The organism is Lutibacter flavus (assembly GCF_900188355.1).
Lineage (GTDB): Bacteria > Bacteroidota > Bacteroidia > Flavobacteriales > Flavobacteriaceae > Lutibacter > Lutibacter flavus.
Genome location: NZ_FZNX01000004.1, coordinates 465167 through 491140, shown reverse-complemented (window position 1 = coordinate 491140; position 25974 = coordinate 465167). Strand labels below are relative to the sequence as shown.

Sequence of the window (25974 nt, the reverse complement as noted above, 5' to 3'; positions counted from 1 at the left end):
TCAAAATATGACCCATTCGTTAATGGCTGTAATGTATAACTATCACATTCTGTAACATCTTCTAAGTCATCTGCCTTTACACTATCTTCTATTGTTACTGTTACCTCAAAACGTTCACTTTCACATCCATCAACTGTTTGAGTAGCAAAATAATTTTCTCCATTTTCTAAAGCTTCATTACTAGCTAATTCATCTCTTGAATCAGCCGTAGCATACCATTTAATAGCAACACCTCCTACTAATAAGTTTGCAATAGTAGCATTATCGGTTGAGCAATAAGTTTGAACGGCATCTCCTGTTGGAGGATTTGGGCCTTCTCCTTGAATTAAAACGAATTCTTTTGTAACTTCACATCCATTTTCATCTGTTACTGTTACACTATATGTTCCTCCTGATAAACCTGTTTGGTCTTCCGCATCATCTACCAAACCACTACCATCACTTGTAGTCCAATCATAAGTATAACCTGAACCACCAGTAACTGTTAAATCTATCTGTCCATTTGTATTAGAACAAGTAGGATTGGTTTGTGTAGATCCTGAAGCTTTTAATTCAATTACATTCACATTAAATGAGCAAGAATCTGAAGATATAACAATTGAATCTCCATTTCCATTTCCTGGCTCCACTAAAGTAGCAGTATACTCAATTGAAGTTGTCCCAACAGGAAATTCATCTCCCGGGTTGTGAGTAGATGTAACAAAAAAGTTTAAGCCTCCTGTACAATCACTTGTAACAGTTCCATTAAAATATAATCTATCCACTACAATATTTGATTGTGAAGGATTACCACTTACCTCACTAAAACTATGTTTAATTTTATAAACTCCATTAGAAACACTCGTAGGTATTAAAATAGATATTGGTAAACCGTTCAAAGCATTACTAATATTTATATAAGTATCTGTAAATATCACTACATTATTATTATCAATTAATTCAATTGTCCAATCAATAACATCATCTGAATCTAAAGCTAAAAGTTCTGTTACAATTTCTGTACCTATATTACTGTCGTTGTCATAATCAATATCATTATTGAAATAAAAAAATGGAGTTGTATAAGAGTTATCAGAACCTTGTGATTGCCAAAGTCTTAAATTATTAGTTCCAACTCTTTGAACTTTCTCAAAATTCCAACAAATAAATTTGTTTTCTGGAAAATTAAAATCCATTACAGCCGAATATGAATCTCCTGCTGAACCTGTTGTACAGCAATTAAATGAGAATTGAGGAGAAGACCATAAAACAGGTGTGCCTCCATCACCATCATAACAAACTGGTTCTATATCTGTTGGCGGACAATTAGTTGTTGAAATTCTACATGTACCACTCGACGGCTCTGACAATGTAATTGTAACGGGAGTTAAATCCTTACAACCAATAGCATCCTTGGCATAAACCGTATACGTCCCAGCTATAAGATTTGAAAACATACCAGAAGTATTACTATAATCAATATCATCCAAACTATAAGAATATGGTGCCGTACCTCCAAATGCAGATACTATAAATGAACCATCATTTCCTCCAAAACATATTAAATCAACATTAGACTCTTCAATTATTTCAACATTATTTACTGTTACAATTACTGGCTTGACTTCAGAGCATCCAGAAACTGCATCATAAGCTTTAATATAAAATGTTCCATCACCAACTTGAGTAGGGTCAGAAACTTGTAAAGTTGCAAATTCATCTTCCCAATAAGAGAATGATAATCCTGCAGAACTTCCAGCAGTTATAGCAGCATTTTCTAAATTTACTGTTAAAGGCGCACATACTGCATCCGGATTATTAACAATTAAAGTGTTGGTATTAAAACTTTTTGCTTTTAAAAACACACCTGCATCCCATTTTTGGTCTGATGCATCTGCAATAGCCATTTTTATTTTATAAGTAGTATTAGGTACAACTGTATAAGAAGCTGTTAAAACCGTAGTCATACCATCATATTGCATTGTAGTTGAACCACTTGGGCTATTAATATAATAAGTTTCATTTTTCGGACCAAAAGTTACATTATCCACATTTGTACCCGCAGAGTGTATATTATTAACTGTAACCGCGTCTCCATTTGGCAATTCTGCTAAATTAACTGCGTTATTTGTATAAGTACCATTTATTCCTGGTCCACTTAAGAAAAAACCAAAAGCATCATTAAATTTTGTTTCTACATATTCAAGATATTCTTCAGAAGCAAATACAAATTTAAATTCAACCATTGTTCCTTTTGGCACAAATTCAAATTCAAGAACAGATGCATCATACATTGTTCTTCCTGTAATACTTGCAAGGTCAGGATCACTTGCCTTACTATTCATTGCATCTGTTTTACTTCCCGTATCGTTAGCTCCTTCAGCAGAATCAATTCTACCAGTAGTAAAAATTAATCCTTCATCAATTGGAAATGTTGATGAAGATTGATTAAAATAACCTAACTGTCTTGCACCTGGAGATGAAGACCAATTATGATTTTTCCATACCCAAGATGACGAAATTTTTTCATAATAACCATATCTAATATTACTTGTACTAAGACAACCTGAAATTAATAAGTTATTAACTAACTGCTCAACATTATAAGAATTATATGTCGCGTCTTCAGCTACGGCTATAGACCCTGCAACAGATAATACCCCGGCGGCAGAACTATTTTTAGAAGAAATATTTTTATTTTTTACTTTTTCAGGGACTCTTGATGACACATTCGTCTTTTGAGCTAAAACCTCTGCTGAAAAAAACAATAAAACTAAGACAGCTACTAAAGTAATTTTTTTCATAATCTTTTTATTTAGTTAAAACTAGTTTAGCTCTTGTAAAAAAGCTGCAAACACCAAAACCATATATCTAATTTAGATCCTTATTTAGGGGTCTAAATTTGTTGGGGTATGGGGTCTAACTTATACTATTTAATAAAAAATATTTTAAATCTGTGGGGTAAAAAACTTATGATTCTTGCGGGGAAACATTTTCATTTCTACAACAAATATACTTTAGATTTGTTAAATCCCTGAGTTTCTAGGGTGTTATTATTAAGGAATTTAACAAATGGAAGTAATTAGTTAACAAATGGTGATAAATATCATCTAATTGAACAGCTCTTTTCTAAAAATTCAAAAACACTTTTTTATACGCTTGATTACTAGAGTTTTAATTAAATTGCAAACTCAAGATTATATTATTTCAAAATCAAAGTGGTATTATTTTCTAATCTTTTATTAATTAGTTAAATATTGCATTGAATAAATAAAAAAATCTATTTTTGTAGCTTAACTTTAGTTAAAACTTATGAGTAAATATGATGTAGCCATTATTGGCTCAGGACCTGGCGGATATGTTGCGGCAATTAGGTGTGCGCAATTAGGATTAAAAACTGCAATAATAGAAAAGTACACTACTTTAGGAGGTACATGCCTTAATGTAGGTTGTATTCCATCAAAAGCATTGTTAGATTCTTCGCATCATTATTATGATGCTACTAAACATTTTGCAACACATGGAATTGACGTAAAAGGATTAGAAATAAATTTTAATCAAATGATTTCCCGAAAAAATGAAGTAGTTGCACAAACTTCTGGCGGGATTAATTTTCTAATGGACAAAAATAAAGTTGATGTATTTCAAGGCTTTGGAAGTTTTGTTGATGCAACACATATAAATATTTCAAAAGCTGACGACTCTATAGAACAAATTGAAGCTGTTAAAATAATAATTGCTACGGGTTCAAAACCAGCAACGTTGCCATTTATTAAATTAGATAAAAAAAGAGTAATTACCTCAACAGAAGCCTTAAGCTTAAAAGAAATTCCTAAACATCTAATTATTATAGGTGGTGGTGTAATAGGTTTAGAACTTGGCTCTGTTTATAGCCGATTAGGGTCACAAGTATCAGTAATTGAATATATGCCAACCATTATTCCTGGTATGGATAGTATGCTTTCTAAAGAGTTACAGAAATCTTTGAAAAAACAAGGTATTAAATTCTTTACTAGTCATAAAGTAACTTCCGTTGTAACTAAAGGAAAAGAAGTTATTGTAACAGCTGATAACAAAAAAGGAGTTCCAACTGAATTTAAAGGTGACTACACGTTAGTATCAGTTGGAAGAAAACCTTACACGCTGGGTTTAGGTCTTGAAAATACTGGTGTTAAAGTTACCGAAAGAGGACAAATTGAAACAAACGAACATTTACAAACAAATGCATCTAACATTTATGCAATTGGAGATGTGGTAAAAGGTGCGATGTTAGCTCACAAAGCTGAAGAAGAAGGAACGATGGTTGCAGAGTTAATTGCCGGACAAAAACCACATATAGATTATAATTTAATTCCAGGTGTTGTATACACTTGGCCAGAAGTTGCTGCAGTTGGTAAAACTGAAGAACAATTAAAAGAAGCTGGTGTTAATTATAAATCTGGATCTTTTGCCATGCGTGCATTAGGCAGAGCAAGAGCAAGTATGGATACTGACGGCCAAGTAAAAGTTTTGGCTGATGCAGAAACTGATGAAATTTTAGGTGTTCATATGATTGGAGCTAGAGCTGCAGATATGATTGCTGAAGCTGTTATTGCTATGGAATTTAGAGCTTCATCAGAAGATATAGCACGTTCATCACACGCACACCCTACTTTTACAGAAGCTTTTAAAGAAGCTTGTTTAGCTGTACATGATAGAGCTTTACATAGTTAATCTTATAAAATAAATAGATTCCTGTATTCACAGGAATGACATATACCAAAAAAGTCCTTTCAAATTGAAAGGACTTTTATATTTTTGCTTCAATGCAACGAACAAGAAAAACTTTTCAGATTTCAAATATTTCTGAATTTAAATCACAATTATTGGTTTGGGCACAGCAATTTAAAACTGCTGTTTGGTTAGATAGTAACGATTACCATCAAAAACACTCAAATTTTGATGCGGTTTTGGCTATTGATGCATTTTCTGAAATTGAAACTGATTATAAAAATGCATTCCAAAAACTTAAAGAATATCAAACAAATGTTAACGATTATATTTTCGGGTATTTAGGGTACGATTTAAAAAATGACCTTGAAAATTTAACTTCCAATAATTTAGATGAATTAGATTTTCCTGACTTGTTTTTTTTTCAACCTAAAAAAATATTTTTTATAAAAGGAACTACTGTTACTATTAAATATATCTCTCAATTTAAGAAAGAAATTGAAACAGATTTATCAGAAATAAACCTGTATAAAGCTAAAAGCAAAAAGCAAAAAGTAAATAACCCAATTAAGATAAAACTTCGAATTCATAAAGACGAATATTATCAAAAATTGAATTCGATATTAAATCACATCCACCGAGGTGACATCTACGAAGTTAGTTTTTGTCAGGAATTTTATAGTATAAATTCAACTATAAATCCTGTTGAAATTTACCAAAATTTAAATGAAATTTCTAAACCTCCTTTTGCCACATTTTTAAAATTAGATGATAAATTTTTGCTCTCTGCTTCCCCAGAACGATATTTAAAAAAGGATGGTGAGAACGTAATTTCTCAGCCAATAAAAGGAACAGAGAAAAGAGCTTTAAATAAGGAAGAAGATTTAAAACTCATTGCAGAATTAGAGCAAAATCCAAAGGAGAGAGCCGAAAACATAATGATTGTAGATTTAGTTAGAAATGATTTATCTCGGTCGGCCGTAAAAGGTTCTGTAAAAGTGGATGAGCTGTGCAAGGTGTATACTTTTGAACAAGTACATCAGTTAATTTCAACCATTTCTTGTAAGGTGGATAAAAATGTTCACCCGGTTGATCTTATAAAAGATACCTTTCCAATGGGAAGTATGACCGGTGCTCCAAAAATTTCAGCAATGAAAATAATTGAAGAATTGGAAGAAACCAAACGTGGTTTATATTCTGGAGCGGTTGGATATTTCACTCCAAAAGGCGACTTTGATTTTAATGTAATTATTAGAAGTATCTTGTACAACAAAACAAAAAAATATGTTTCTTATTCAGTTGGTGGTGCAATAACTGCAAAATCAATTCCAGAAAAAGAATATGAAGAATGCTTGTTAAAGGCTAAAGCAATGAAACAAGTATTGTTAAACACCATTTAATTATATTTACCCAATGAAATTAGCAGTACAAAAACATCTTAATCAAAATTTACCATTTCTTAAGGATAAAAAATTGTTAATTGCTATTTCTGGCGGAATAGATAGTGTTGTGCTAACTCATTTATTGCATTCTTTTAAATATAATATTTCGTTAGCACATTGTAACTTCTCTTTACGTGGAAAAGAAAGCAATAAGGATGAAGTATTTGTGAAAGAATTAGGAGAAGATTTACAAATTCCAACATACACCATTCAATTTGAAACCGAAAAATACGCCTCAGAAAATGGTCTTTCTACTCAAATGGCAGCACGTGAGCTACGCTATAATTGGTTTCAGGAAATTGCATTAAATAACAACTTAGATTATGTGATTACCGCACATCATAAAGATGATATACTAGAGACTATAATAATCAATTTTACGCGCGGAACTGGATTAGATGGATTAACCGGAATTCCTACAATTAACAAAAATATAGTAAGACCTTTATTGCCTTTTTCTACAAATCAAATATTAATTTACGCAACAAAAAACAAGTTAAATTGGCGTGAAGATGAGAGCAATATATCTACAAAGTATGTTCGTAATAAAATTAGACATAAAGTTATTCCTTTTTTGAAAGAAATAAATCCAAATTTATTAAATACATTAAGCAATACACTAGAAAATCTAAAAGGAAGTCAGCAAATTATAAAGGATAGAATTCAAAATGTTAAAGAAAAAATTGTTAGTATTCATACAAATGAAACACATTTTAATATTGAAGAATTAAAGAAATTAAGCGATCCTAAAATATATTTGTATGAACTTTTAAAGGAATATAATTTTACAGAATGGGGTGACGTTTCTGATTTATTAGATGCTCAAAGCGGTAAGCAAGTTTTTAGTGAAACACATCGTTTATTAAAAGATAGAACTGCTTTAATTTTATCTGAAATTACACCTTCAGAAAAACAAACTATTTATGAAATCCCAGAAAATACGTTAAAAATAAAACAACCTATCAAATTAAAATTTAAAACAATTGATATTCCTTTTGATACAAAAAACCACCAAAATAAAGTTTTTGAGGAATTGATTTTTAATGATCTTAATACAATTACAGTTGATTACAATAAAATTAAATTCCCGTTAATTATTAGAAAGTGGCAAAAAGGAGATTATTTTTACCCAATTGGATTACTTGGAAAAAAGAAATTAAGCAAATTCTTTAAGGACACTAAAATGTCTTTAATCGATAAAGAAAATACCTGGTTGCTATGTTCAAATAATGATATTGTGTGGGTAATTGGCAAAAGATTGGATGATCGTTTTAAAGTTACTAAAACAACTTCAAAAATCTTAAAAATTAAATCTAAATTCAAATAATAATTTGTTTACTATTTTTAATTTGACTAACTTAACTTGTTAAAGTTAGCATCTATTCGTATGAGATTTCATAAGATTTATTGTATTTTCTTTATTTTAGCTTCTTTTGGAATGTTTTCACAAGAAACAATTGAAGAAAATGAAAAACAATTAGTACCTATTAGTATTTTCACTTTAATAAATAAATCAACAGAAATAAATAGCACCTTTTCAATCAATAATAAATTAAACTTAAACTCATATAGGTTTGTTTTTTTAGATGAAAAAAAAATAAAAGAAGGTTACTTTACTATTCCAATTGAAAGAATGGATAGAACTCCAAGTAAATTTATTTATGAAACCTATGCCAATGTTTATCATCAACTTAATATGGAAAAAAGTTTTTTTAAAGTATCTGACTTATACAGGCTCTATATCCCTCATAAATAAAGCATTCACAAAAAAAACGATTTCGTAAAATTAATGCAACAAAAACACTATTTTTAGTGAAGCTTTTGTAATTTTCGCACTTATAACTAAAAAACTATGCATAAACAACCAAAACTTGAAAGGTTTAACGAGAATGTACTGTCTAAATATCAAATATACAATAGTATATTTATGACACTTCCTTTTGACACTATTACCAAAACAGGAGTATTACTGCCTCTCTTTCATGATATTTGCAAAAATGGTTTTTCTAATAAAAAAAACCCAACAGAAATTGTAGAAAATTTCTTTAAAACCTATCAGCAAAATCCAACTGAAAATGAGAAAATACAACTTCTCTTTAAATTTATTCAATATATAGAACGTCAAGTTGTTTTATTTGATGCCATTGAAGATGCCGCTTTCCCTATTGTAAATAATATGGATGGAGTTGGTACTTTGCGTAATAGTAAAGAAACTGCTGCTTTAGAAAATAAAAAAGAAGCACTTAAAAAACACCTCGAAGAATTTAAAGTTCGTGTTGTGTTAACCGCACATCCAACTCAGTTTTACCCTGGAACCGTTTTAGGAATTATTACGGATTTAACCGCTGCAATTGAAAAAAATGATTTACTTAAAATTAATCAATTATTAGCTCAATTAGGTAAAACTCCATTTTTTAAGCACGAAAAGCCTACACCTTATGACGAAGCTGTAAATTTAATTTGGTACCTGGAAAATGTTTTTTATCACTCAATTGCAAAAGTTTATGATTATATAAAAAGTAATATTTTTGAAAATAAACCTGTTGATAACGAAATAATTAATCTTGGATTTTGGCCTGGTGGAGATAGAGATGGAAACCCATTTGTTACAACAGAAATGACTTTAAATGTAGCTAAACGATTAAAGCAAACCATCTTAAAAAATTACTACCGAGATATACGTATTTTAAAAAGAAAATTAACTTTTAAAGGTGTTGAACAAGCTATTTCTGAATTAGAAGCAATTTTGTTTGAAAACAGTGTAAATCCTGAATTAAATACGATGCTTCCTTTGAATGAATTTATCGAAAAACTGGAGCAAATAAAGGAAACATTGGTAGTTGAACACCAATCTTTATATGTACAGGATGTAAACGACTTACTAAACAAGGTCTTTATTTTTGGTTATCATTTTGCCACTTTAGATATTAGACAAGATAGTAGAGTTCATCACAATGTGTTCTCTGATATTGTAACCACTTTGCAAAACAATGGAAGTAAATTATTTCCAAAAGATTATCTTGATCTTTCTGAAAATGAACAAATAGAAATCCTTTCAAAGGTTTCTGACTATGTTGATATTTCAATCTTTAAAGATGAAATGGTCTCCAAAACCTTAGGCTCTATTTATGCTGTTAAAACCATACAGGAAAGAAATGGTGAAAAAGGTGCTAACAGATACATTATTAGCAATAACCAAACTGCCTTAAATGTAATGGAAACTTTTGCCATGTTTAATTTATGTGGTTTCAATCATGATATTTCCGCAGATATTATTCCATTATTTGAAACAGTTGATGATTTAACAAATGCAGCTGTGGTAATGGAAAAATTATACACTAATGAAGCGTATAAAAAGCATTTAAACAGCCGAAACAACAAACAAACTATTATGTTAGGGTTCTCTGACGGAACTAAGGACGGAGGCTATTTAATGGCAAACTGGTCTATTTTTAGAGCCAAAGAAAACTTAACTAAAATATCAAGAGAATTTGGTATTAAAGTTATCTTTTTTGATGGTCGTGGTGGTCCACCTGCTCGTGGAGGAGGAAAAACACATAAATTTTATGCATCATTAGGTCCAACAATTGAAGATGAAGAAATACAATTAACAGTTCAAGGGCAAACTATTAGTTCTAATTTTGGAACATTAGACTCTTCTCAATACAATATTGAACAATTGTTAAGTTCTGGTATTTCAAATGAATTATTTAGCAATGCTAATAATATCATGACAAAGAATGATACAGATATTATGAATGATTTGGCTTTAACTAGCTATAAGGCATATGTAGACTTTAAAAATCATCCAAAATTTATGCCTTACTTAGAGCGCATGAGTACACTAAAATATTATGCAAAAACCAATATTGGAAGCCGACCATCAAAACGCTCACAATCAAAAGAATTAAATTTTGCTGATTTACGTGCAATTCCTTTTGTTGGTTCCTGGAGTCAGTTAAAACAAAATGTACCTGGATTTTATGGAGTTGGTACTGCTTTAAAAAAGTATGAAGATAGTGGTGATTTTGAAAAAATTAAACAATTTTATAAAAACTCAGATTTCTTTAAAGCACTTATTGGAAATAGTATGATGGCACTTTCAAAATCATTTTTTGAATTGACTGAATATATGTCTGAAGACCAAGAATTTGGTGAGTTTTGGAAAATTATTCACGAAGAATATTTAACTTCTAAAAGATTGATTCTAAAACTATCTGGTTATGATGTTTTAATGCAAAATAACCCTGATGGAAAAGCTTCAATTGATATTAGAGAGAATATTGTATTGCCTTTACTTACAATTCAACAATTTGCATTACGTAAAATACAAGAATTACAAAAAGACGAAAATCCAGATTTAGAACTGATCGAAGTTTACGAAAAAATAGTAACCAGATCTTTATTTGGAAATATTAATGCAAGTAGAAACTCAGCATAATTATGAATTCATCTCAATTAACAAAAAGCGAATATCCACCATTTTACAGTGGTTATATTAAAGCTTTAGGTGCTGTAAATTTAATTGAAGTATTAAGTAAATCTTTAGATGATGTAATGCAGACCTTGAAAGATTTACCTGAAGAAAAATTACTTTTCAGGTATGAAATTGGTAAATGGACCATAAAAGAGCTTGTACAACATATTGTTGATGCAGAACGAGTTTTAAGCTACAGAGCATTATGTTTTGCAAGAAACGACCTTACCAACCTTCCTGGTTTTAATGAAGACTGGTATGTTGAAAATTCAAACGCCAATAATAGAAATTTTCACGAATTATTGGAAGAATTTACTTATTTAAGAGAATCTAATATTACCTTATTTTCAAGTTTTACAACTGAAATGTTAGCAACAACAGGTTCACTTAACGAACAAGATATGTCCGTTAGAGCATTAGGCTTTATAATTGCAGGCCATCAAATACATCATTTAAAAATTATTAAAGAAAAGTATCTTTAAAAGAATCATTTTTTTTATATAAATATAAAAAAACCAGTAGAAAATCAATTCTACTGGTTTTTTTGTTTTTAAAATACTATATTTTTTACTCTACCAATTCAAAATCGCCTTGGGCAACAAAATTAATATTACTTGTATAACCACTTTCCACAATTTGAACGGTGTTTAAACCATCTATAAGTGTTATCGGGTTTATTTGAGCCCCTTCTTTTAAAAATGTCATTGTTCTTAAAACACCATTTATAGTATAATCTACACTAATCACTTTATATGTACCCGAACCTTCTGCTTTAGTTTCAATTTTTACGGCATATTTCCCATCTGGATTTATACACTCATTTATAGGAATATCAGTTCCATCCTCGTGTACAAAGGATATGTTTGCTGGTGAAATAGTTATAAATTCTTCATCTTTAGAACAACTTATAAACACCAATAATAACGCTATAAAAATGCTATATATTTTAATTTTCATAATTATTCTTTTAAATTAATAGTTATTTCTTTTACATTTCCTCCAACTTTAACATTATAAGTCCCAACTTCCAGGTCGCTAAAAATAGCCTCGCCATTGTGAATAGTTTGTGTTGCATATGTACTTCCATCTTTTGATAATACCGCCTCTAAATTATTTTCTGTAAAAACTACTTTAAGAACTCCTCCTTGATAACATACTGCATCTTTTTTATAATAAGTTGCAATACCTGCACTTAAATTAACTGTTACTTTCCATTGTTTTAGAACAGACTGATCTTCAGATAACACCTGAAATTGAACCGGATTACTAAAATCAATTGAATTCCCATCTGAAATTTGGTTCTCTGTTCCAATATATAATTGCGCCCCTGAGCTTAACTCAAAAATGGCATTAAGGTCTGTTATGTTTTCACTTTTGTTTATATCTAAAGTAATTTGAGTTCCTGAAATTGACATATCATTAATAATTACCCCATTAAAACCAAAATCTAAAATTTCAGCATTACTACTTAATGCAGGATTTGCTATACTTAATGCTTGAAACAAATTTCCATTGTGTTCGTTAATTTCAAAACTTTCTGTTTTTGCAACTTCCTTTACAACATCATTTACAGAATCATATATCTTAAAATTTAATGTTTCATTATTCTCATTTGAAAAAACAGTTAAATACGCATAATAGCTATCTTCACTAGCTACATACGTTAAATTTGTTACACCTCTACATTCTCCTTTTACAAAAGCTGCAACCTTGTCATTTGAATCTGATAAGTTAATTCCATCAACATTTACAAATGCCACAAAAGACATTGTGTATTGAAAATCGTTTTCATTTACCGACCAACTGGGAGTCTGGCCAAATGCATTAAACCCTATAAAAAACAGTACCAATGTACTATATATATAATTTTTCATATTTATTATTTTATTTAAAATAGTAGCACCCAAAATGCAAATTCCAGGTGCTACATAATTTGAATACTAGTTTTTAATTATCTTACTAATTACAGTACTCTCCTTCATTTTCACTTGTAACAGGTACGTTCCAGTAGCTACTTTTGGTGAGAATTTCAACAAATTAACTCCTTCTGTAACTTCGAACTTTTTAGTAAATAACAATTGACTCATTAAATTATACAATTGAATAGTTACTACTTGTCCTTCAACCGCATCAACCTTAATAGTTAGGTCATTTTCAAACGGATTTGGAAACACACTAATAGTGTTAGAAAAATCTTCTAATATTATTGGTTTGGAAACAGTACCAAGCACGTTATTACTTTTAAAGTTAAACGTTTTTACAGTTACTTTTTTAGCACGTCCATCTCCAATATAAAACACTAATGTCTCTGGTGTATCACCATAAATAGTTATAAAACTTAATTCTGCATCGTTAACTATTTGATTCGTTGCTTTACCTTTTAAAACGCCAGCACTATCATAAACAAATAACTCATTATAGCCTTCTGGCAACTGAACAATTGCGTTCATATTCTCAGCATATTTAGTAAATTCATCAGCTATCTTATCCTGTTTTTCATTAATTACAATTTCACTTGATTTACCACTAATTGGCTTCCCTAGATAGTTTGGATACGAAAAAGTCTGATCCTTACTGGATTTTATCATATATCCATTTCCAGAAACTAAATAATTTAAAGTTCCATTCCAACCATTAATTGGATCATAAATTGCAAATAAATTTTGAGATTTAATTACATCTCCATCTACGGCATCAAAATATGCCAATGCTTCATTTGTAGATTGATTTCCAAGTAATGGATACGGTAACCAGTTCCAATTTGCTTTAATTGGAAAACTCCAGGTTGAAATATCTATAGGAATACCTTTAACATCCAATGACTGCTCAAAATCAAAGTTCACCTTGTACATTTTAGAAGTTGACAATCCTCCATTTGCACTTACTGTACCCGACCAAGTACTATTTCCTGAATTAGATTCATCTTTGTAATACGTTTCTAATTGAGCTGGAGAATGGCTTAATATTCTGTCATCAGTATCTAAGTTCATACCTTGTGTAAGTGCGTTTAGATCTGTAAACTTTGAATCGTTTACGTTTAAAGAAACCCAAGTCCACCCTTTATTCAATTCAATATCTTGCACCAATACATCAGAGTTTTCAAAAATAACAGGATTGGTTAAAGTTCCCATCACTTCATTTTCTTTAAATGTTATAGTTGAATTTGAATCAATTGAGGCCACTAAAATTTTACCTTGAGACGCATCCCAAATACTAAATTCAAGTTCTTCTCCAAACACATTATTACTATAAACTGTTAAGTATGCATAGTATTCCTGGAAAGATTCTAGGTAAATTAAATTAACTACACCTCTCGCCTCTCCATTATAAAATGCAGCTATCTTATCATAAGAATCTTCAGAGAATTTACTATCAACTTTTATTCTACCAACAATGTTCATACTATAATCAAAATCAGTTGGATCAACTTCCCAATCTGGTTCCTCTGCCAGCACTTTTATTTGAATAGTTAATTTCTCATCATAACCAAAGTCGGTCTGTAAATATAAATTTTCAAGATAATCCCCAGGAGTTATTTCCTTATCAATAGTTGCAGTAATTATAACTCTACTATCAGGTTCTAATGTACCTGAAGAACTACTTAGTTTCAACCAACTTGGCACATTGTTAATAGTATATGGTTGCCCATTTCCTCCTTTATTTATTAAGGTAATTTCAAATGATTGCTCTTCTCCACTATCTTTAACAATATCAACAATTTCATTATATCCTTCTACAAACCAGCTAACCTCATTACGTTTCACATAAGCGGTCCATGTTATAGGAGATTGTTGCATATTATTAGCATCATCAAACATTCTGTGTACCGTAATATCCAAAATCTGACCTTCAAGCGAAGCCCAATCTGTAACTACGGGTTCCAAAATCATTTCATCTTCATTAATAACATGATTCACTAAAAACTTAATTAAGTTTCTTTCCGGTTTAATGGCCGGTACATCATCAGAATAATTGACCTCACCAGAACTTAAAACAGCATCACTTGGTATCACATTCTGATTGCTATATGCATGATAATACCTTGGTCCTTTTCCAGTTTGTACATCCGGAGCATTCATTCTTGCATATAATAGTAAACCTATACTTTCGAAATCCATTTCATTAAAACGGTCTCTACTAATTTGCTCTACATTACGTAAGGTATTCCATAAACGGAATTCGTCTAATTTACCTGTAAATGTTCTATCTACTGCTTCAGTTCCTGCTAAATCCTTAGCGCCTCTCGCACCTAACCAAATTTTATTTCCTGAAAAACCACCAATAGCAGCCATTTGGTTTGAAGTAACCGGCTCTGCATCTACATAGGTTCTTAAGGATCCTATTCGATTAAACAATAAAGTTACGTGATGCCATGTATCATCATTTATTGGTTGACTTGTTAACATATAAGAATTGCCTTCACTTTCAAGTGATAACATACCCGAATTAGAAATGTTAATAGCCCACTTATTTGTTAACCCATTTGATTGAACAACATCAGATCCATCGCCTTTTCCATTTGAAAATAAGGTAGCTTCTTGTGTTGCTCCAGTTTTCAACCAAAAAGAGATAGTAGCATCCATTTCTTTTGTTAACTGAACAAAACCTACATTGTCTAACTCTAAAAATTGTCCATTATTAAAATCATAAGATTTTCCTTTTGGCTTAATATCCCAATCTGCATTAACTTGCGCATGTTTAAAGCGTGCCAAGTCTTTTGCTAGTTCACCTCTACCTTCATCCATTGGCCAATATCCAATCAAACTGGCTTCATTCCCAATTAGTTTGTCATACATTTTAGCATAGGCATTTTCTAAACTTATCGTTTTATTCCATAAGCGTAAATCATGCATATTACCAATAAAAGTATTTCCTCCTATTACTAATGGATTATTGTTCGTAAAATCTATATTGGCATTTCCTGTTTCACCTGCAATTTCAGCATCATCTTGATAAATACTAATTTCTCCTGTACTGTTTTTATGTGTAAATGTATAATGATGGAATAAGCCATCACTTGCAATACCACCTTGTGCGGTAACACCACCCAGTGTAAAGAATAGTTCACCATTATTGAGCCCAATATTTAAACCGCCGTCTTGCTTAATTATATCAGCAGCTCCGGCAATTGTACTATTGTTCATCCAAAACTCCAACGTTAAATCTCCTGATGTAATTTTTGGATTGTTTATTACAGCTGTATTTGTTGCGCCTTCAAAATATAATGAAACACTATTATTAATTGGAAGTTGATTTGTCTGACCTTTTATTTCAATAGAACTAACTGCTGAATTGTAAAAGATATTTTCATTAAAACCAACCCTTAAATCTTCTCCAACTCCTAAAATCCCATCTATTGGTAATGGAGTTCCAAATTTTTGAGGAGAATTTAAATCAACTCTTCCGGTTATCACATCTGAGATAAACTCTGTATCATTTGTACAAGAACTTCTAGCTCTAATTTCATAGTAGCCATCTTGTAATTTCAATGCTGCAATATCTAATGAATAGAACAATGTTGCGCTTGAAATTAATGCAATATTAGTTTCACTATTTGCATCAGCTTCATCCTTAAATTCCTGGCTCCCATAATACGTTTGTAATCGTGTCCAATTTGGAGAGGTTGCCAAACGATATTCTAAATCTATTTTCTCGAAACTAGCAAAAGATGTATTAAAACCAATCATATTTATTGTTAACGGATTGGTTGAACCATCTAAATTATAGGCTGCATCTCTATTATACACCCAATTATCAAGAGGAGCACTTAACACTACTTCTGAACAAGTTGGAAGAAAATGCGCTTTTATCCGCACATCATCACTTACACTTTCACCATCACATAGCGATTGCAATACAATTCTAATACCATCATCAAGTGGTAATCCTTCGCCATCATTACTTCCTATATAATCATATACATCTGAAACTGATTTTGCCAATGTTAAAGTATAATATACTTTTTCTCCGTATGGTACATTTACCAAGGTTCCGTTTGGCTCAATATTAATTAAAGCGTTATAAGGATTTGTTAAATTATCAACTTTTAATAAAAAAACTGCATCGGTTCCAGAAACACTGTTGTTTTCTAAAATTAATTCAAATTCTGCATTTCTCCCTTCTAAAACATTTCCTATTTCAGCAACTTCAACACTAAGCAATGGAACTTCTACTCTTTGAGTTGCAAAACTTAATTGCTCTCTTAGACCTTCTGGTAATGTTGAAATTGTTTCGGCACTAGGATCATATAGGGCATTATTATAAAAATTAGAAAGTTCCGGACCTTCATAAGGACAAGAAGTTCTACCTCCTAAAACACTAAAAATTGGTCCATTACCATCAAATAAATTAACTACATCGACACTTAATAAATTTGCACGATCGTTATCTTTTAAAGTATAACTAATAGTTACTGTACTTTGCTCTTCTTCAGATAAAGCTGAATTTAAATCTTTATCAGTAAAACCAGAAATACCAACAGATCCACCAACACCATTAAATGCAAAACCGATTTCTCCTGAAACTGATGAATTTAAAAATAAATTAAATTCAGTTGATTTTGCTGCAACAAGACTGGTTTCAATACTTCGTGTAAATTCTCCTACCCCTGCATCAAAAGAAATATTATCATCAAAATTATTGTTTAGTAACGTTTGTATTTTATCTGTAACAATCTTTTTATCATTTAAAATACCTTGTAAACGATCATCTGTATTATCGCTTTGTAAAGCCTCTTCTAATTTACTTTTAAAGGCACTCACAATTGTAACTAATGACTCCTTTACATTAGCTCTGTCATTCTTAACTAAGTATTTAGACCTTTCATTTTCTAAAATCATTTTACGCCATAAACTAACTTGCTCTGTATATTGCTCTTGCGTTAAAATTTCTGGTTTGTCTTTTATTGCAGGATCGTTTTCTTTCTCAGCCTGGGTAACAGCTTGTGTAGAAAGCAACTGTAATTCTGGTATTAAAGCATCTATAATTTGCTTTTGAGAATATATAAAAAATGTCTCAGCTGGCTCCTCTAAAAAGAAAACGGACTTTTGCTTACTTATGTATAATTGATTTTCGCCAGTTCCTAAAACCAAATATTCAGAGTCAGGCATAGGAACTAAACTGCCATCTACATTTTTTGTAGGTATTGTTTTTGAAGGTTTAACCTTATCAAAACTACCATAAAAATAATTTTTGGATTGTCCTATATACAAATCTCCTTTAGATCCTACATAGCTTGGATCATCACTGGTTGAAATAGTTTGTGAAAACGAATACGTTTTTGTAATACTCTCACCATCTGAAGACGATGTTGAAGTAGAAATTCCAACACTAGCATCGGCGGTCACGTTTGTTTCAACTACCGGCCCAGCAAGACCTCCTCCTAATTCAAAATCTACTCCTAAAGATAAAGTAACTTCCGAATCAGTTCCACTTGTATCTGTAATACTACTTGATGTAGTAAAAGAAAAAGATTCTCCACTTTCTATAGAAGCAAAACTATTAGAACCTGGAGGGTCTCTTAAAATAATATCTGGTATATCTGGCGCAGCAGTTACAAATGTTTGTTCATCATCTGCTTGTCCACCTAGAATAATTCCTTTGGGACTATAAGAATCTATATCCGCTTCTTTTTCATTTCCTTTAGGATCTTTATATTTAATATTAATACTTTTTGTAAAAGGTCGTGAAATACTAATTTGACCAGCTCTAAACGTATAATTAATAATACTTAAATCATTCGGGTCTCTTTCTAATATTTTTGAACCCGGTAATTCTAAATTATTAGTAATCAATAATTCCCCATCTACTATAGGTACAATGTCTTCAACCTCACCACCATCATCATAATTTACATAACGCTCAAAACTATTTAATTGAATTTTATATTCCCTAAATTGAGTAAAAACTGGATATGAAAAATCATCTGTGTTAAATATTTCTTCTCCAATTTGTATTGTGGCATCAGAGGTTTGCTCTAGTACCTTTAATACAGGATCTACTCTATAATTAAGGCCACCAATTACATGGTGGTATGGCTCTCCAAATGCTTCAGTACCATCTTCAAATATAAACTCAGGTGTTGTTAATTCTCCAACAGTTGATAAAGGAAAATCTTCTTTAGTTCCTGCCTTTAATATTGAAATTGTATTTTCAATTGGATCGGTAGAACTTGGAATTCTAATATCAGCAGCTAATAATTCATAATCTAATGGTAATAATGATTCTCTAAATTCACCCGTTTCACTATTTGTTTCAAAATTATACTTCGTGTATTCAGTCACATTTCCATCCCCAGGAGGATCGTACCCTAAAGTTATATCTGCTACACCAATATTATTTTTAGAACTTACGGTTATGGTTTTAGAATCTCCTTCGGCATCTTCAATTGTTTTTTCAAACAACCCTTCTTCACCAAATCCAATAACTTTTTGAGCTTGTACACCACCTCCAACAACTCTACCAACAACGGTAACACGTGTGCTATCTATAAAAATTACCGGCTCATTAGAATCTTCAAAAAATTCATATAAACCATCATCATCTATTGCATCAATTGCTGGTTTTTTAGGAAACCGCCCATCATAGCTAAATATATGACCGTCCTTTTTTAAAGTGATAAAATGCTTTCCTATTGGAACGCTCACTTCAAATTCTCCATTCTCATCTGTAACTAATGGAACGTTATTTTCATCTAATTGAGGTGTTCCATCTACGTATACATTTACGCCTTCAGCAAAAACTGTTGCATAGCGCTCTAGGCGATCTTCAACTTCATTATACCAATATGCGCCTTTATAAAATTTCTCAGAACCTTTTTGATAATAATTATAGCCTTCATCTAAAATTCCTGGTCCACTTATTTGAGTATCACCTTCAATACCTGCTCCATCTAATTCAACAAAAGATTTAAATACGCCTCGAGTATCAAAAAATACTTTTCCTTTAAAGCTAAATGAAGAAATATCAACAAAGTCAATTTTATTAACAACTTCTGCTCCTTGCCCAAGGAAAACTAGCTGTTGCCCAGGTTCAAACTGATGCAATCCAAATAAAGGTGTTATATTAAAAGATTCACCCGTACCCGAATATGGTATTGCAGTAATTTCATAATTTCCAAATTCATCTGTAACCCCTAAAATACCTAGCTGACTCGCGCTAGGAATATTTCCAGAACCTGCAACCCAAGTAACATTGTTGGCTGCAATAGCACTTATTAATTTTCCATTATTTTTATTGTAGTTAAAACCACTTCTAGATAAATCGTATGCAAAATCTCCAACACCTTCATTAGCGCTTAAATACGAAATTAAATTTACATTATTTCCGTTTATATAACGTCTAAAATTTGTTCTAATATTTGCAGGTTCTTTGGCTTTATTCCAAATTCTAATTTCATCAACTAAAATATCTTTACCACTTCCTATATTAAGGTTATTCCAACTAGTTGTTGGTGTTAGTGCTAATACATTTACTGCTGTTGGAATAGTTATAGCTACTAAAGTACCTGGATAATCTTCAAAAACCCCATCGTAATCAGTATCATATTCAACTATCTTTTGGTTCACTTCAGTTTGATAAGCTACCGTCATCCCTCTACCATTAATGTATAATAACGGAACATTTCCATCACTTAAAACAACCGAAAAATGAACATAATTATTATTAAAATCGGTAACAGGAACCAAAACATCATCTCCTCTTTCATCTATTACGCCTGAAGGGTAAAAATTTTGAATTCTATATTCAGCCGTTCCAATGTTTACTTTTAAAATATTAGAAGCTTCTAATAAGTTTACCTCAACATTAATTGTTGTTGCTCCTTCAATTTCTTTTAATTGAAACAAACGAATGTTTGGTCCTGCATCACCCGAATAAGCTGATTCCGGACGCATCCAAACCTGCAGCGTTGCAGCTGTATCAATTGGTTTGCTTAGCTTACCAAAATCTAATTTACCTGCACTTGGAATTCTTAATGCACTTCCTAAATTAATTGTACTTCCTTCTGAAGTTGCTTTTATAGTAACATCTTCTACAGGATTACCTCCTTTATAACTTACATTTCCTGTTACAATTGCTGTTGGACTTCTAAATCCAATTCCTGTAATAAAAGTACTAAACTCACTTTCTATCTCACTTACACCATCAGCTACTATTTTATAGGCATATAATACACCGCCTTCTACATATTTATCTTCAAATTCGGTATCAAATTTTGATACATTTCCTATTTGAACATAATTTTCATCGTCTAATATACCATCTACATATTCCTGGCGAAGTATTCTAATATTTGTAACAAGTTCATTATTGGCTCTTAATGTCCAATTAATTAATATTTTATCCCCAAAATATCCTTTTGAAACATCAAATGATTCTTCAGCAAAAGTTGGAAATAAATACAAAGCATCCCAAGGGAATCTTATGTCAAATGGGTATATGTCATCGTTTATGTTTGGGTTTGATACATCTACTATAGTCGATGACTGTTCTGTATCAACTAAATAGGGAACACCTACTTGCATGGTATAACCATTATTTTGTATAGCTTGCGAAACGGGAACTACTTTAGCCCCGGTATCATTTTGTGCCCATAGCCCTGTTGCCAACAGCCATAAGCCCAATGTTATAATTATTTTTTTCATAATTATAACTTATAATTTTATAATATAATTTACACCATAACTTACTGGGCGGGTTTCTACAACCCCTGTATTGGTTTGTACTCCTCCAGTTTTAGTTGTTTCATGTTCATATACTCGCACATCAGAATTAATTCCTATGGTTGCAGTTTCTCCATTTAAAATGTCAGTAAAAAAGAACCCACGTCCGTTGTTAAAAATTCCTGGCGAACCAGTAGGTAGGGTAAATTGCCCTTGCGCCTCAGCATCGGCCTCGCCTCCTGTTATTACAATATCGTTAGGGTGTGTATGCGGCCCAGCTGTATCATCTTGTGTAGTATTTAAAGCTGGCCCAACATGGTCTCCAGAACCTCCTGTTCCTCTTAAAAACATACCACCTAAGTTTGGTGCATAGTCATTAACCAACAAATCAATTAAAGCTTCCGAACCATCAATTGCCGTTAAATCTTGCCCATTACACAATGCCCAACCTGCTGGAGCAACTGTACCCACAAATGGCATAATAGAACCAACGGGCACACCATTGTTTGCTGAAATAGCATAAGGAACATGCTTTAATTTTTCATCAGATATAATTGTACCGCCCTCATCAATCTTTAGCCACATTTGGTATTTTTCAAATAAATTATTATTTGTGTATGGATTGTTAATTACATGAGAAAAAACACCAAAAGCATCTGTTGTTAACGGCTCTGTATAATTAACAATTGGTGGCTGCGCCACTTCTAACACTTTGTAATAAATAGAAAATGTTAAATTAATATCTTCGTTTGCCCTTGCCGTATTATTTATATCTCTGGCAATACCTTGTATGGCAATACCAGAAGTTTCAGCAGATGATTGTGCATAATTTGTTGTAAAAGTGAACAACATTAAAAACGATAGTAAAAGTAATTTTGATTTCATAGTTAGTAGATCTTGATAGTTAATTTGTATTTATTTTAGTTTTTTGATTTATTAGTTACCTGTTAATTAACCTTTTAAGGCCAAGGCATGATATTTTGGAAAGGTAGTAATGAATATTAATATAGTAAATAAGAGGCACCACGTAATTTTATACGTGGTACCACGTATACAACATGGTAAGAAAGTTAAAATTGGCAAAACAGCTTCTCCTAAAAGCAAAACTAAAATATTGTTATTTTAATAGAAATTTATAAAGTTATAATTGTATTTCTATTTAAAATGGCCCAAGAGGTTAAAGAGTTAGATTCGTTTTTTAAGTTCAATTTATTAATAATATTACTGCGATGTTTTTCTATGGTTCTTACCGAAATCCCCAAACCATCGGCTATAGCACTTGTTGTAATTTGTTGTGCTATTTGCTTTAAAATAGTTATTTCTGAAGGTGTTAATAATTTTAATTGCTGAAGTTCTTTACTCATGTTTTGTAAAAAACCGCTTTCAAAGGAAGTACTAAAATAACTTTCATTGTTGAGTACGGCTTTTATACACTTTTCTATTTCAATAAAAGAATCTTCTTTTAACAAATACCCTTTTAATTGCATAGATTTTGCTTGCATAACATAATCTGCTTCTTTATGAAAAGACTGTATTATAAATTTGGTCTCAACATTTTTATCTTTTGCTGTTTTCACCACCTCAAACCCATTTAAAAAAGGCATATCTATATCTAAAATAGCCAACATTGGCTTTAATTTTAAAATTAATTCTAACGCTTCTAAACCATTTGTTCCCTGCCCAACAACTATATATCCGTTTGAAGTTAATTCTTCAAACAAGCCCTTTAATATCATTGGATGATCATCTGCAATTACAATTGTACAATTGTTTGTTTGGCTCATTTAAATTGGTATTTTTAGTTGAATTACAGTTCCTTTATTGTGTTCAGAATAAATTTTTAATGTTGCCTTTATAATTTTTGCGCGCTCTCTAAGCGTTTTCATACCGAGACTTAAGTTATTATTTAACTCTTTTGAAAAATCGAAGCCATTTCCATTATCTTTAATACTTAATTTTATATATTTTTTCTTTTTTTCAACAGTTACAAATGTGGCCTTTGCATTGGCGTGTTTTACTATATTATTTAAAACTTCCTGTATGATACGGTACACATGAAGTGAGCAATCTTTATTTAGTAAATTATCAATATTTTCAATATCGTTAGTGAAAAATATATTTGTATGCTCATCTACTTCATTAATCATAGAAATGATGGCCTTTGTTATTCCAAGACCTTCAATTGTTGGAGGATGCAAGCCGCGTGAAATAGCTCTTAATTCCTCCAGCGTATTTTCAGAAAGTGTGGAAAGATCACTATTTTCAACCATTTTTGTTTTTTTTGTTAATAGCATTAATTTTTGCCCTACACTATCATGAAGTTCCCTTGCTACTCTTGTTCGCTCATTTTCTTGAGCTGTTATTAAATTTCGTGAAAAGGATTCTTGTAATTTTTGCCTTCTTTTAGCTGTATTACGGGATTTAAATAATAATATAAAACCGAAAATTGATATGAGTCCTGCACCTCCAAAAAGCATTATTTGAGTTTTTACCTTGCTTATTTCACCAAGTATTGTAATATCTTTTTCTTGGTTTTCAATTTTAAAATCTCTTTTTTTTGTTTCAAAATATGTTTGGTAATAACTCAATGCATTTATTTTTTGTACACTCGAAATAGAATCTTTGATGACATAATAATTATTTAAATGTAAATTTGCTTCCCCTTTATTACCCAGAGCTTTGTAGACTTTTGATAAAAACTTTTCCGCATATTGGATTCCTTCAGGTTTTTTTTCTTCAATTTTTAAAGCTAAATGCTCTTTTCCTAATAGTAGCGCTTTTTTATAATCACCTTCAACAAAGGCAATATTTTTCATGGCTTCTATATAATTTTCTTTATTAGCATTATTAGTATATAAACTGATATCACTTTCAATTTCCTTTTTATATTTTTCAATTTCTTCTAAAGAACCTTCTTCTGCATTAGCAACTATTAATTTACAAATTAAAATGGGACGCATATAAAAATCATTTTTTGATTTCTCATGAGATTCGAGTGCCATTAATAAATTAGCTATATATTCTTTTCCTTTTCCAACTCTTCTAAAATCTTCTGCTTGATTTGCATATAAAGACACTAAATTTCGATACCTATTATTTTTTTTTGCAAGTACAATAGCTTCTTCTCTTTCTTGTTCAGCAACTTCATAAAACGCATTTTGACTGTATAAAATGGCCAATGAATTTTTAGCCCCAATAATATTAAAAGTATCTTTTATTTGTTGAAACAACTTCTCAGCATCTTGCAATTCTATAGATGCCTTTGGAAAATCACCAATATCTGAGTGGGTATAACCCATATATAAGTTAACTAATCCTAGCAGTCTTATATCGTCAGCCTTTTTTGCATACTTTTTTGAAACCTCATAATTTTCAAGAGCTGATTCAAAATCATTCAAAAAATAATAACTATCAGCACAATTTAAATACAAAAGTGCCAAGGCTCTTTTATTTTTTAAGTTTACTCCTTTAGCCATAAAATTTTTAAAAATTTGCAAACCTTCTTCAGGCTTAATAATTATATTGTTTTTATAATAAATTAAATCTGCTGTATGTGAAGCTGCCATATTTAGCGAGTCTAAATACAAAGCATAATTAATGGTTTCTGTAGCTATTGAATCATACTTAAAATCAGTACTATAACGTGTTACTTTAGTTAAACTATCTAACCATATTAATCGTTCAGAATTTTCAGTTTGTTCAATTTTTATTTTTAATTCTCTGACAGATTTCTCTATTTCCTGGGCTGATAAAATAAATGTTAAAAAAAAAGAGAATACTAATAGGGATTTTTTCATAAAGGCTGTTTCAACACTCGTAAATATAAATTTTTATTAAGTATATATCAAGCAATTATAAAAAAGATTACGACTTAATTAAATATACCCCTTTTCAAATGTCTATTTAATAATAAATGCACCTAATCAATCTTCATTATCCAAAAAGAAAACATCATTCACATTTTTATTAAATATTTTTGAGATTTTTAACGCCAAAACAGTTGAAGGTACATATTTATTCAATTCCATAGCATTAATAGTTTGTCGGCTTACACCAATCATTTCAGCCAATTTTGCTTGAGTTAAATTATGTTTGGCGCGCTCTACTTTTATATTATTCTTCATTGTTTAACACTCTTTTAGATTTGTACAATACATAGTGAAAACGCAACATAAAAAATAACAATACCGTAAACATATTGTAAATTAACACATTGAAAAAACTTAAATCAAAAACGAAAAGTATTGCTAAAACTAGCACACTATAATTTACGTAAGTCGCCCAAATTAATGAGTCCATTCTAATTTTGGAAATATACTCATCTTCATCTTTTGTTTTTGAAAAAGACACTAAAATTCCGCCGAGAATAACTAATATTGAAGCTACTTCATCTGCAATGTTATTCGTATTCCATTCGAATGAAGGATTTGAAAAAATATCATTTTCACTAATTAAAGGAAAAACTTGTAGTTCCCAATTGGGAAAATCAATGTCATTTAACAATAAAACGATTCCTAAAACCATTCCTGTTAAAAATAAAAACCAACCTAGAGGCTTGTATTTGTGCGAAAATAAAAATCTTGTTTTCATTTTGATAATTTTAAATTATATTTAAATGTAAAGTATTTTTTACATTTAGACAAATATTTTTTACTATTTAGTTTCGTAACGTTTAAAATATTACCTTTGAAACAACTAAAAAAAA

General features: G+C 30.8%; 15 protein-coding genes. 6 read left to right on the top strand and 9 right to left on the bottom strand.

Annotated features, from left to right (window positions below):
• Positions 1-2783, bottom strand: a 2783-nt coding sequence (locus CHB63_RS13205; protein ID WP_141107314.1) for a choice-of-anchor L domain-containing protein, incomplete at its 3' end; no start/stop codon positions are given.
• Positions 2784-3291: 508 nt separating this feature from the next.
• On the opposite strand from CHB63_RS13205, the gene lpdA reads away from it, so the two are divergent.
• From lpdA to CHB63_RS13175, 6 genes are all read left to right on the top strand, one after another.
• The gene (gene lpdA, locus CHB63_RS13200; protein ID WP_089378936.1) at positions 3292-4692 is read left to right on the top strand and encodes a dihydrolipoyl dehydrogenase; all 1401 of its coding nucleotides are present in this window, start codon (positions 3292-3294) and stop codon (positions 4690-4692) included.
• Positions 4693-4784: 92 nt separating this feature from the next.
• Positions 4785-6089, top strand: a complete 1305-nt coding sequence (pabB, locus tag CHB63_RS13195; protein ID WP_089378935.1) for an aminodeoxychorismate synthase component I — start codon at positions 4785-4787, stop codon at positions 6087-6089.
• 13 nt (positions 6090-6102) lie between these two features.
• Entirely contained in the window at positions 6103-7458 is a 1356-nt protein-coding gene (tilS, locus tag CHB63_RS13190) for a tRNA lysidine(34) synthetase TilS (RefSeq protein WP_089378934.1), read from the top strand.
• Positions 7459-7518: 60 nt separating this feature from the next.
• Positions 7519-7887: a hypothetical protein gene (locus CHB63_RS13185; protein ID WP_089378933.1), complete on the top strand. Its 369-nt coding sequence runs from the start codon at positions 7519-7521 to the stop codon at positions 7885-7887.
• Between the two features lie 96 nt (positions 7888-7983).
• Positions 7984-10572, top strand: coding sequence for a phosphoenolpyruvate carboxylase (locus CHB63_RS13180; protein ID WP_089378932.1), 2589 nt, complete (start codon positions 7984-7986; stop codon positions 10570-10572).
• A gap of 2 nt (positions 10573-10574) precedes the next feature.
• A complete protein-coding gene (locus tag CHB63_RS13175) occupies positions 10575-11090 on the top strand; it encodes a DinB family protein (protein ID WP_089378931.1) in 516 nt (171 codons plus the stop codon).
• 85 nt (positions 11091-11175) lie between these two features.
• Here CHB63_RS13175 and CHB63_RS13170 read toward each other — a convergent pair whose 3' ends face one another.
• From CHB63_RS13170 to CHB63_RS13135, 8 genes are all read right to left on the bottom strand, one after another.
• Positions 11176-11565 carry a hypothetical protein gene (locus tag CHB63_RS13170; RefSeq protein ID WP_089378930.1) on the bottom strand — a complete coding sequence of 130 codons (390 nt, stop codon included), beginning with the start codon at positions 11563-11565 and terminating at the stop codon, positions 11176-11178.
• Positions 11566-11567: 2 nt separating this feature from the next.
• Complete coding sequence (locus CHB63_RS13165; RefSeq protein ID WP_089378965.1) at positions 11568-12482, bottom strand: hypothetical protein; 915 nt, start codon at positions 12480-12482, stop codon at positions 11568-11570.
• Positions 12483-12548: 66 nt separating this feature from the next.
• Complete coding sequence (locus tag CHB63_RS13160) at positions 12549-21251, bottom strand: LamG-like jellyroll fold domain-containing protein (RefSeq protein ID WP_089378929.1); 8703 nt, start codon at positions 21249-21251, stop codon at positions 12549-12551.
• 9 nt (positions 21252-21260) lie between these two features.
• Complete coding sequence (locus CHB63_RS13155) at positions 21261-22154, bottom strand: phage tail protein (RefSeq protein WP_089378928.1); 894 nt, start codon at positions 22152-22154, stop codon at positions 21261-21263.
• 248 nt (positions 22155-22402) lie between these two features.
• The gene (locus CHB63_RS13150; protein WP_089378927.1) at positions 22403-23053 is read right to left on the bottom strand and encodes a response regulator; all 651 of its coding nucleotides are present in this window, start codon (positions 23051-23053) and stop codon (positions 22403-22405) included.
• Positions 23054-25066, bottom strand: coding sequence for a sensor histidine kinase (locus CHB63_RS13145; RefSeq protein WP_089378926.1), 2013 nt, complete (start codon positions 25064-25066; stop codon positions 23054-23056).
• Positions 25067-25192: 126 nt separating this feature from the next.
• A complete protein-coding gene (locus tag CHB63_RS13140; protein ID WP_089378925.1) occupies positions 25193-25393 on the bottom strand; it encodes a helix-turn-helix transcriptional regulator in 201 nt (66 codons plus the stop codon).
• The gene (locus CHB63_RS13135; RefSeq protein WP_089378924.1) at positions 25383-25859 is read right to left on the bottom strand and encodes a hypothetical protein; all 477 of its coding nucleotides are present in this window, start codon (positions 25857-25859) and stop codon (positions 25383-25385) included. The genes CHB63_RS13140 and CHB63_RS13135 overlap by 11 nt, the downstream gene beginning before the upstream one ends.
• Between the last annotated feature and the right edge of the window lie 115 nt (positions 25860-25974).

Coding starts and splice junctions, on each gene's coding strand:
- lpdA (WP_089378936.1), top strand. CDS start 3,292: ATGAGTAAATATGATGTAGCCATTATTGGCTCAGGACCTGGCGGATAT.
- pabB (WP_089378935.1), top strand. CDS start 4,785: ATGCAACGAACAAGAAAAACTTTTCAGATTTCAAATATTTCTGAATTT.
- tilS (WP_089378934.1), top strand. CDS start 6,103: ATGAAATTAGCAGTACAAAAACATCTTAATCAAAATTTACCATTTCTT.
- CHB63_RS13185 (WP_089378933.1), top strand. CDS start 7,519: ATGAGATTTCATAAGATTTATTGTATTTTCTTTATTTTAGCTTCTTTT.
- CHB63_RS13180 (WP_089378932.1), top strand. CDS start 7,984: ATGCATAAACAACCAAAACTTGAAAGGTTTAACGAGAATGTACTGTCT.
- CHB63_RS13175 (WP_089378931.1), top strand. CDS start 10,575: ATGAATTCATCTCAATTAACAAAAAGCGAATATCCACCATTTTACAGT.
- CHB63_RS13170 (WP_089378930.1), bottom strand. CDS start 11,565: ATGAAAATTAAAATATATAGCATTTTTATAGCGTTATTATTGGTGTTT.
- CHB63_RS13165 (WP_089378965.1), bottom strand. CDS start 12,482: ATGAAAAATTATATATATAGTACATTGGTACTGTTTTTTATAGGGTTT.
- CHB63_RS13160 (WP_089378929.1), bottom strand. CDS start 21,251: ATGAAAAAAATAATTATAACATTGGGCTTATGGCTGTTGGCAACAGGG.
- CHB63_RS13155 (WP_089378928.1), bottom strand. CDS start 22,154: ATGAAATCAAAATTACTTTTACTATCGTTTTTAATGTTGTTCACTTTT.
- CHB63_RS13150 (WP_089378927.1), bottom strand. CDS start 23,053: ATGAGCCAAACAAACAATTGTACAATTGTAATTGCAGATGATCATCCA.
- CHB63_RS13145 (WP_089378926.1), bottom strand. CDS start 25,066: ATGAAAAAATCCCTATTAGTATTCTCTTTTTTTTTAACATTTATTTTA.
- CHB63_RS13140 (WP_089378925.1), bottom strand. CDS start 25,393: ATGAAGAATAATATAAAAGTAGAGCGCGCCAAACATAATTTAACTCAA.
- CHB63_RS13135 (WP_089378924.1), bottom strand. CDS start 25,859: ATGAAAACAAGATTTTTATTTTCGCACAAATACAAGCCTCTAGGTTGG.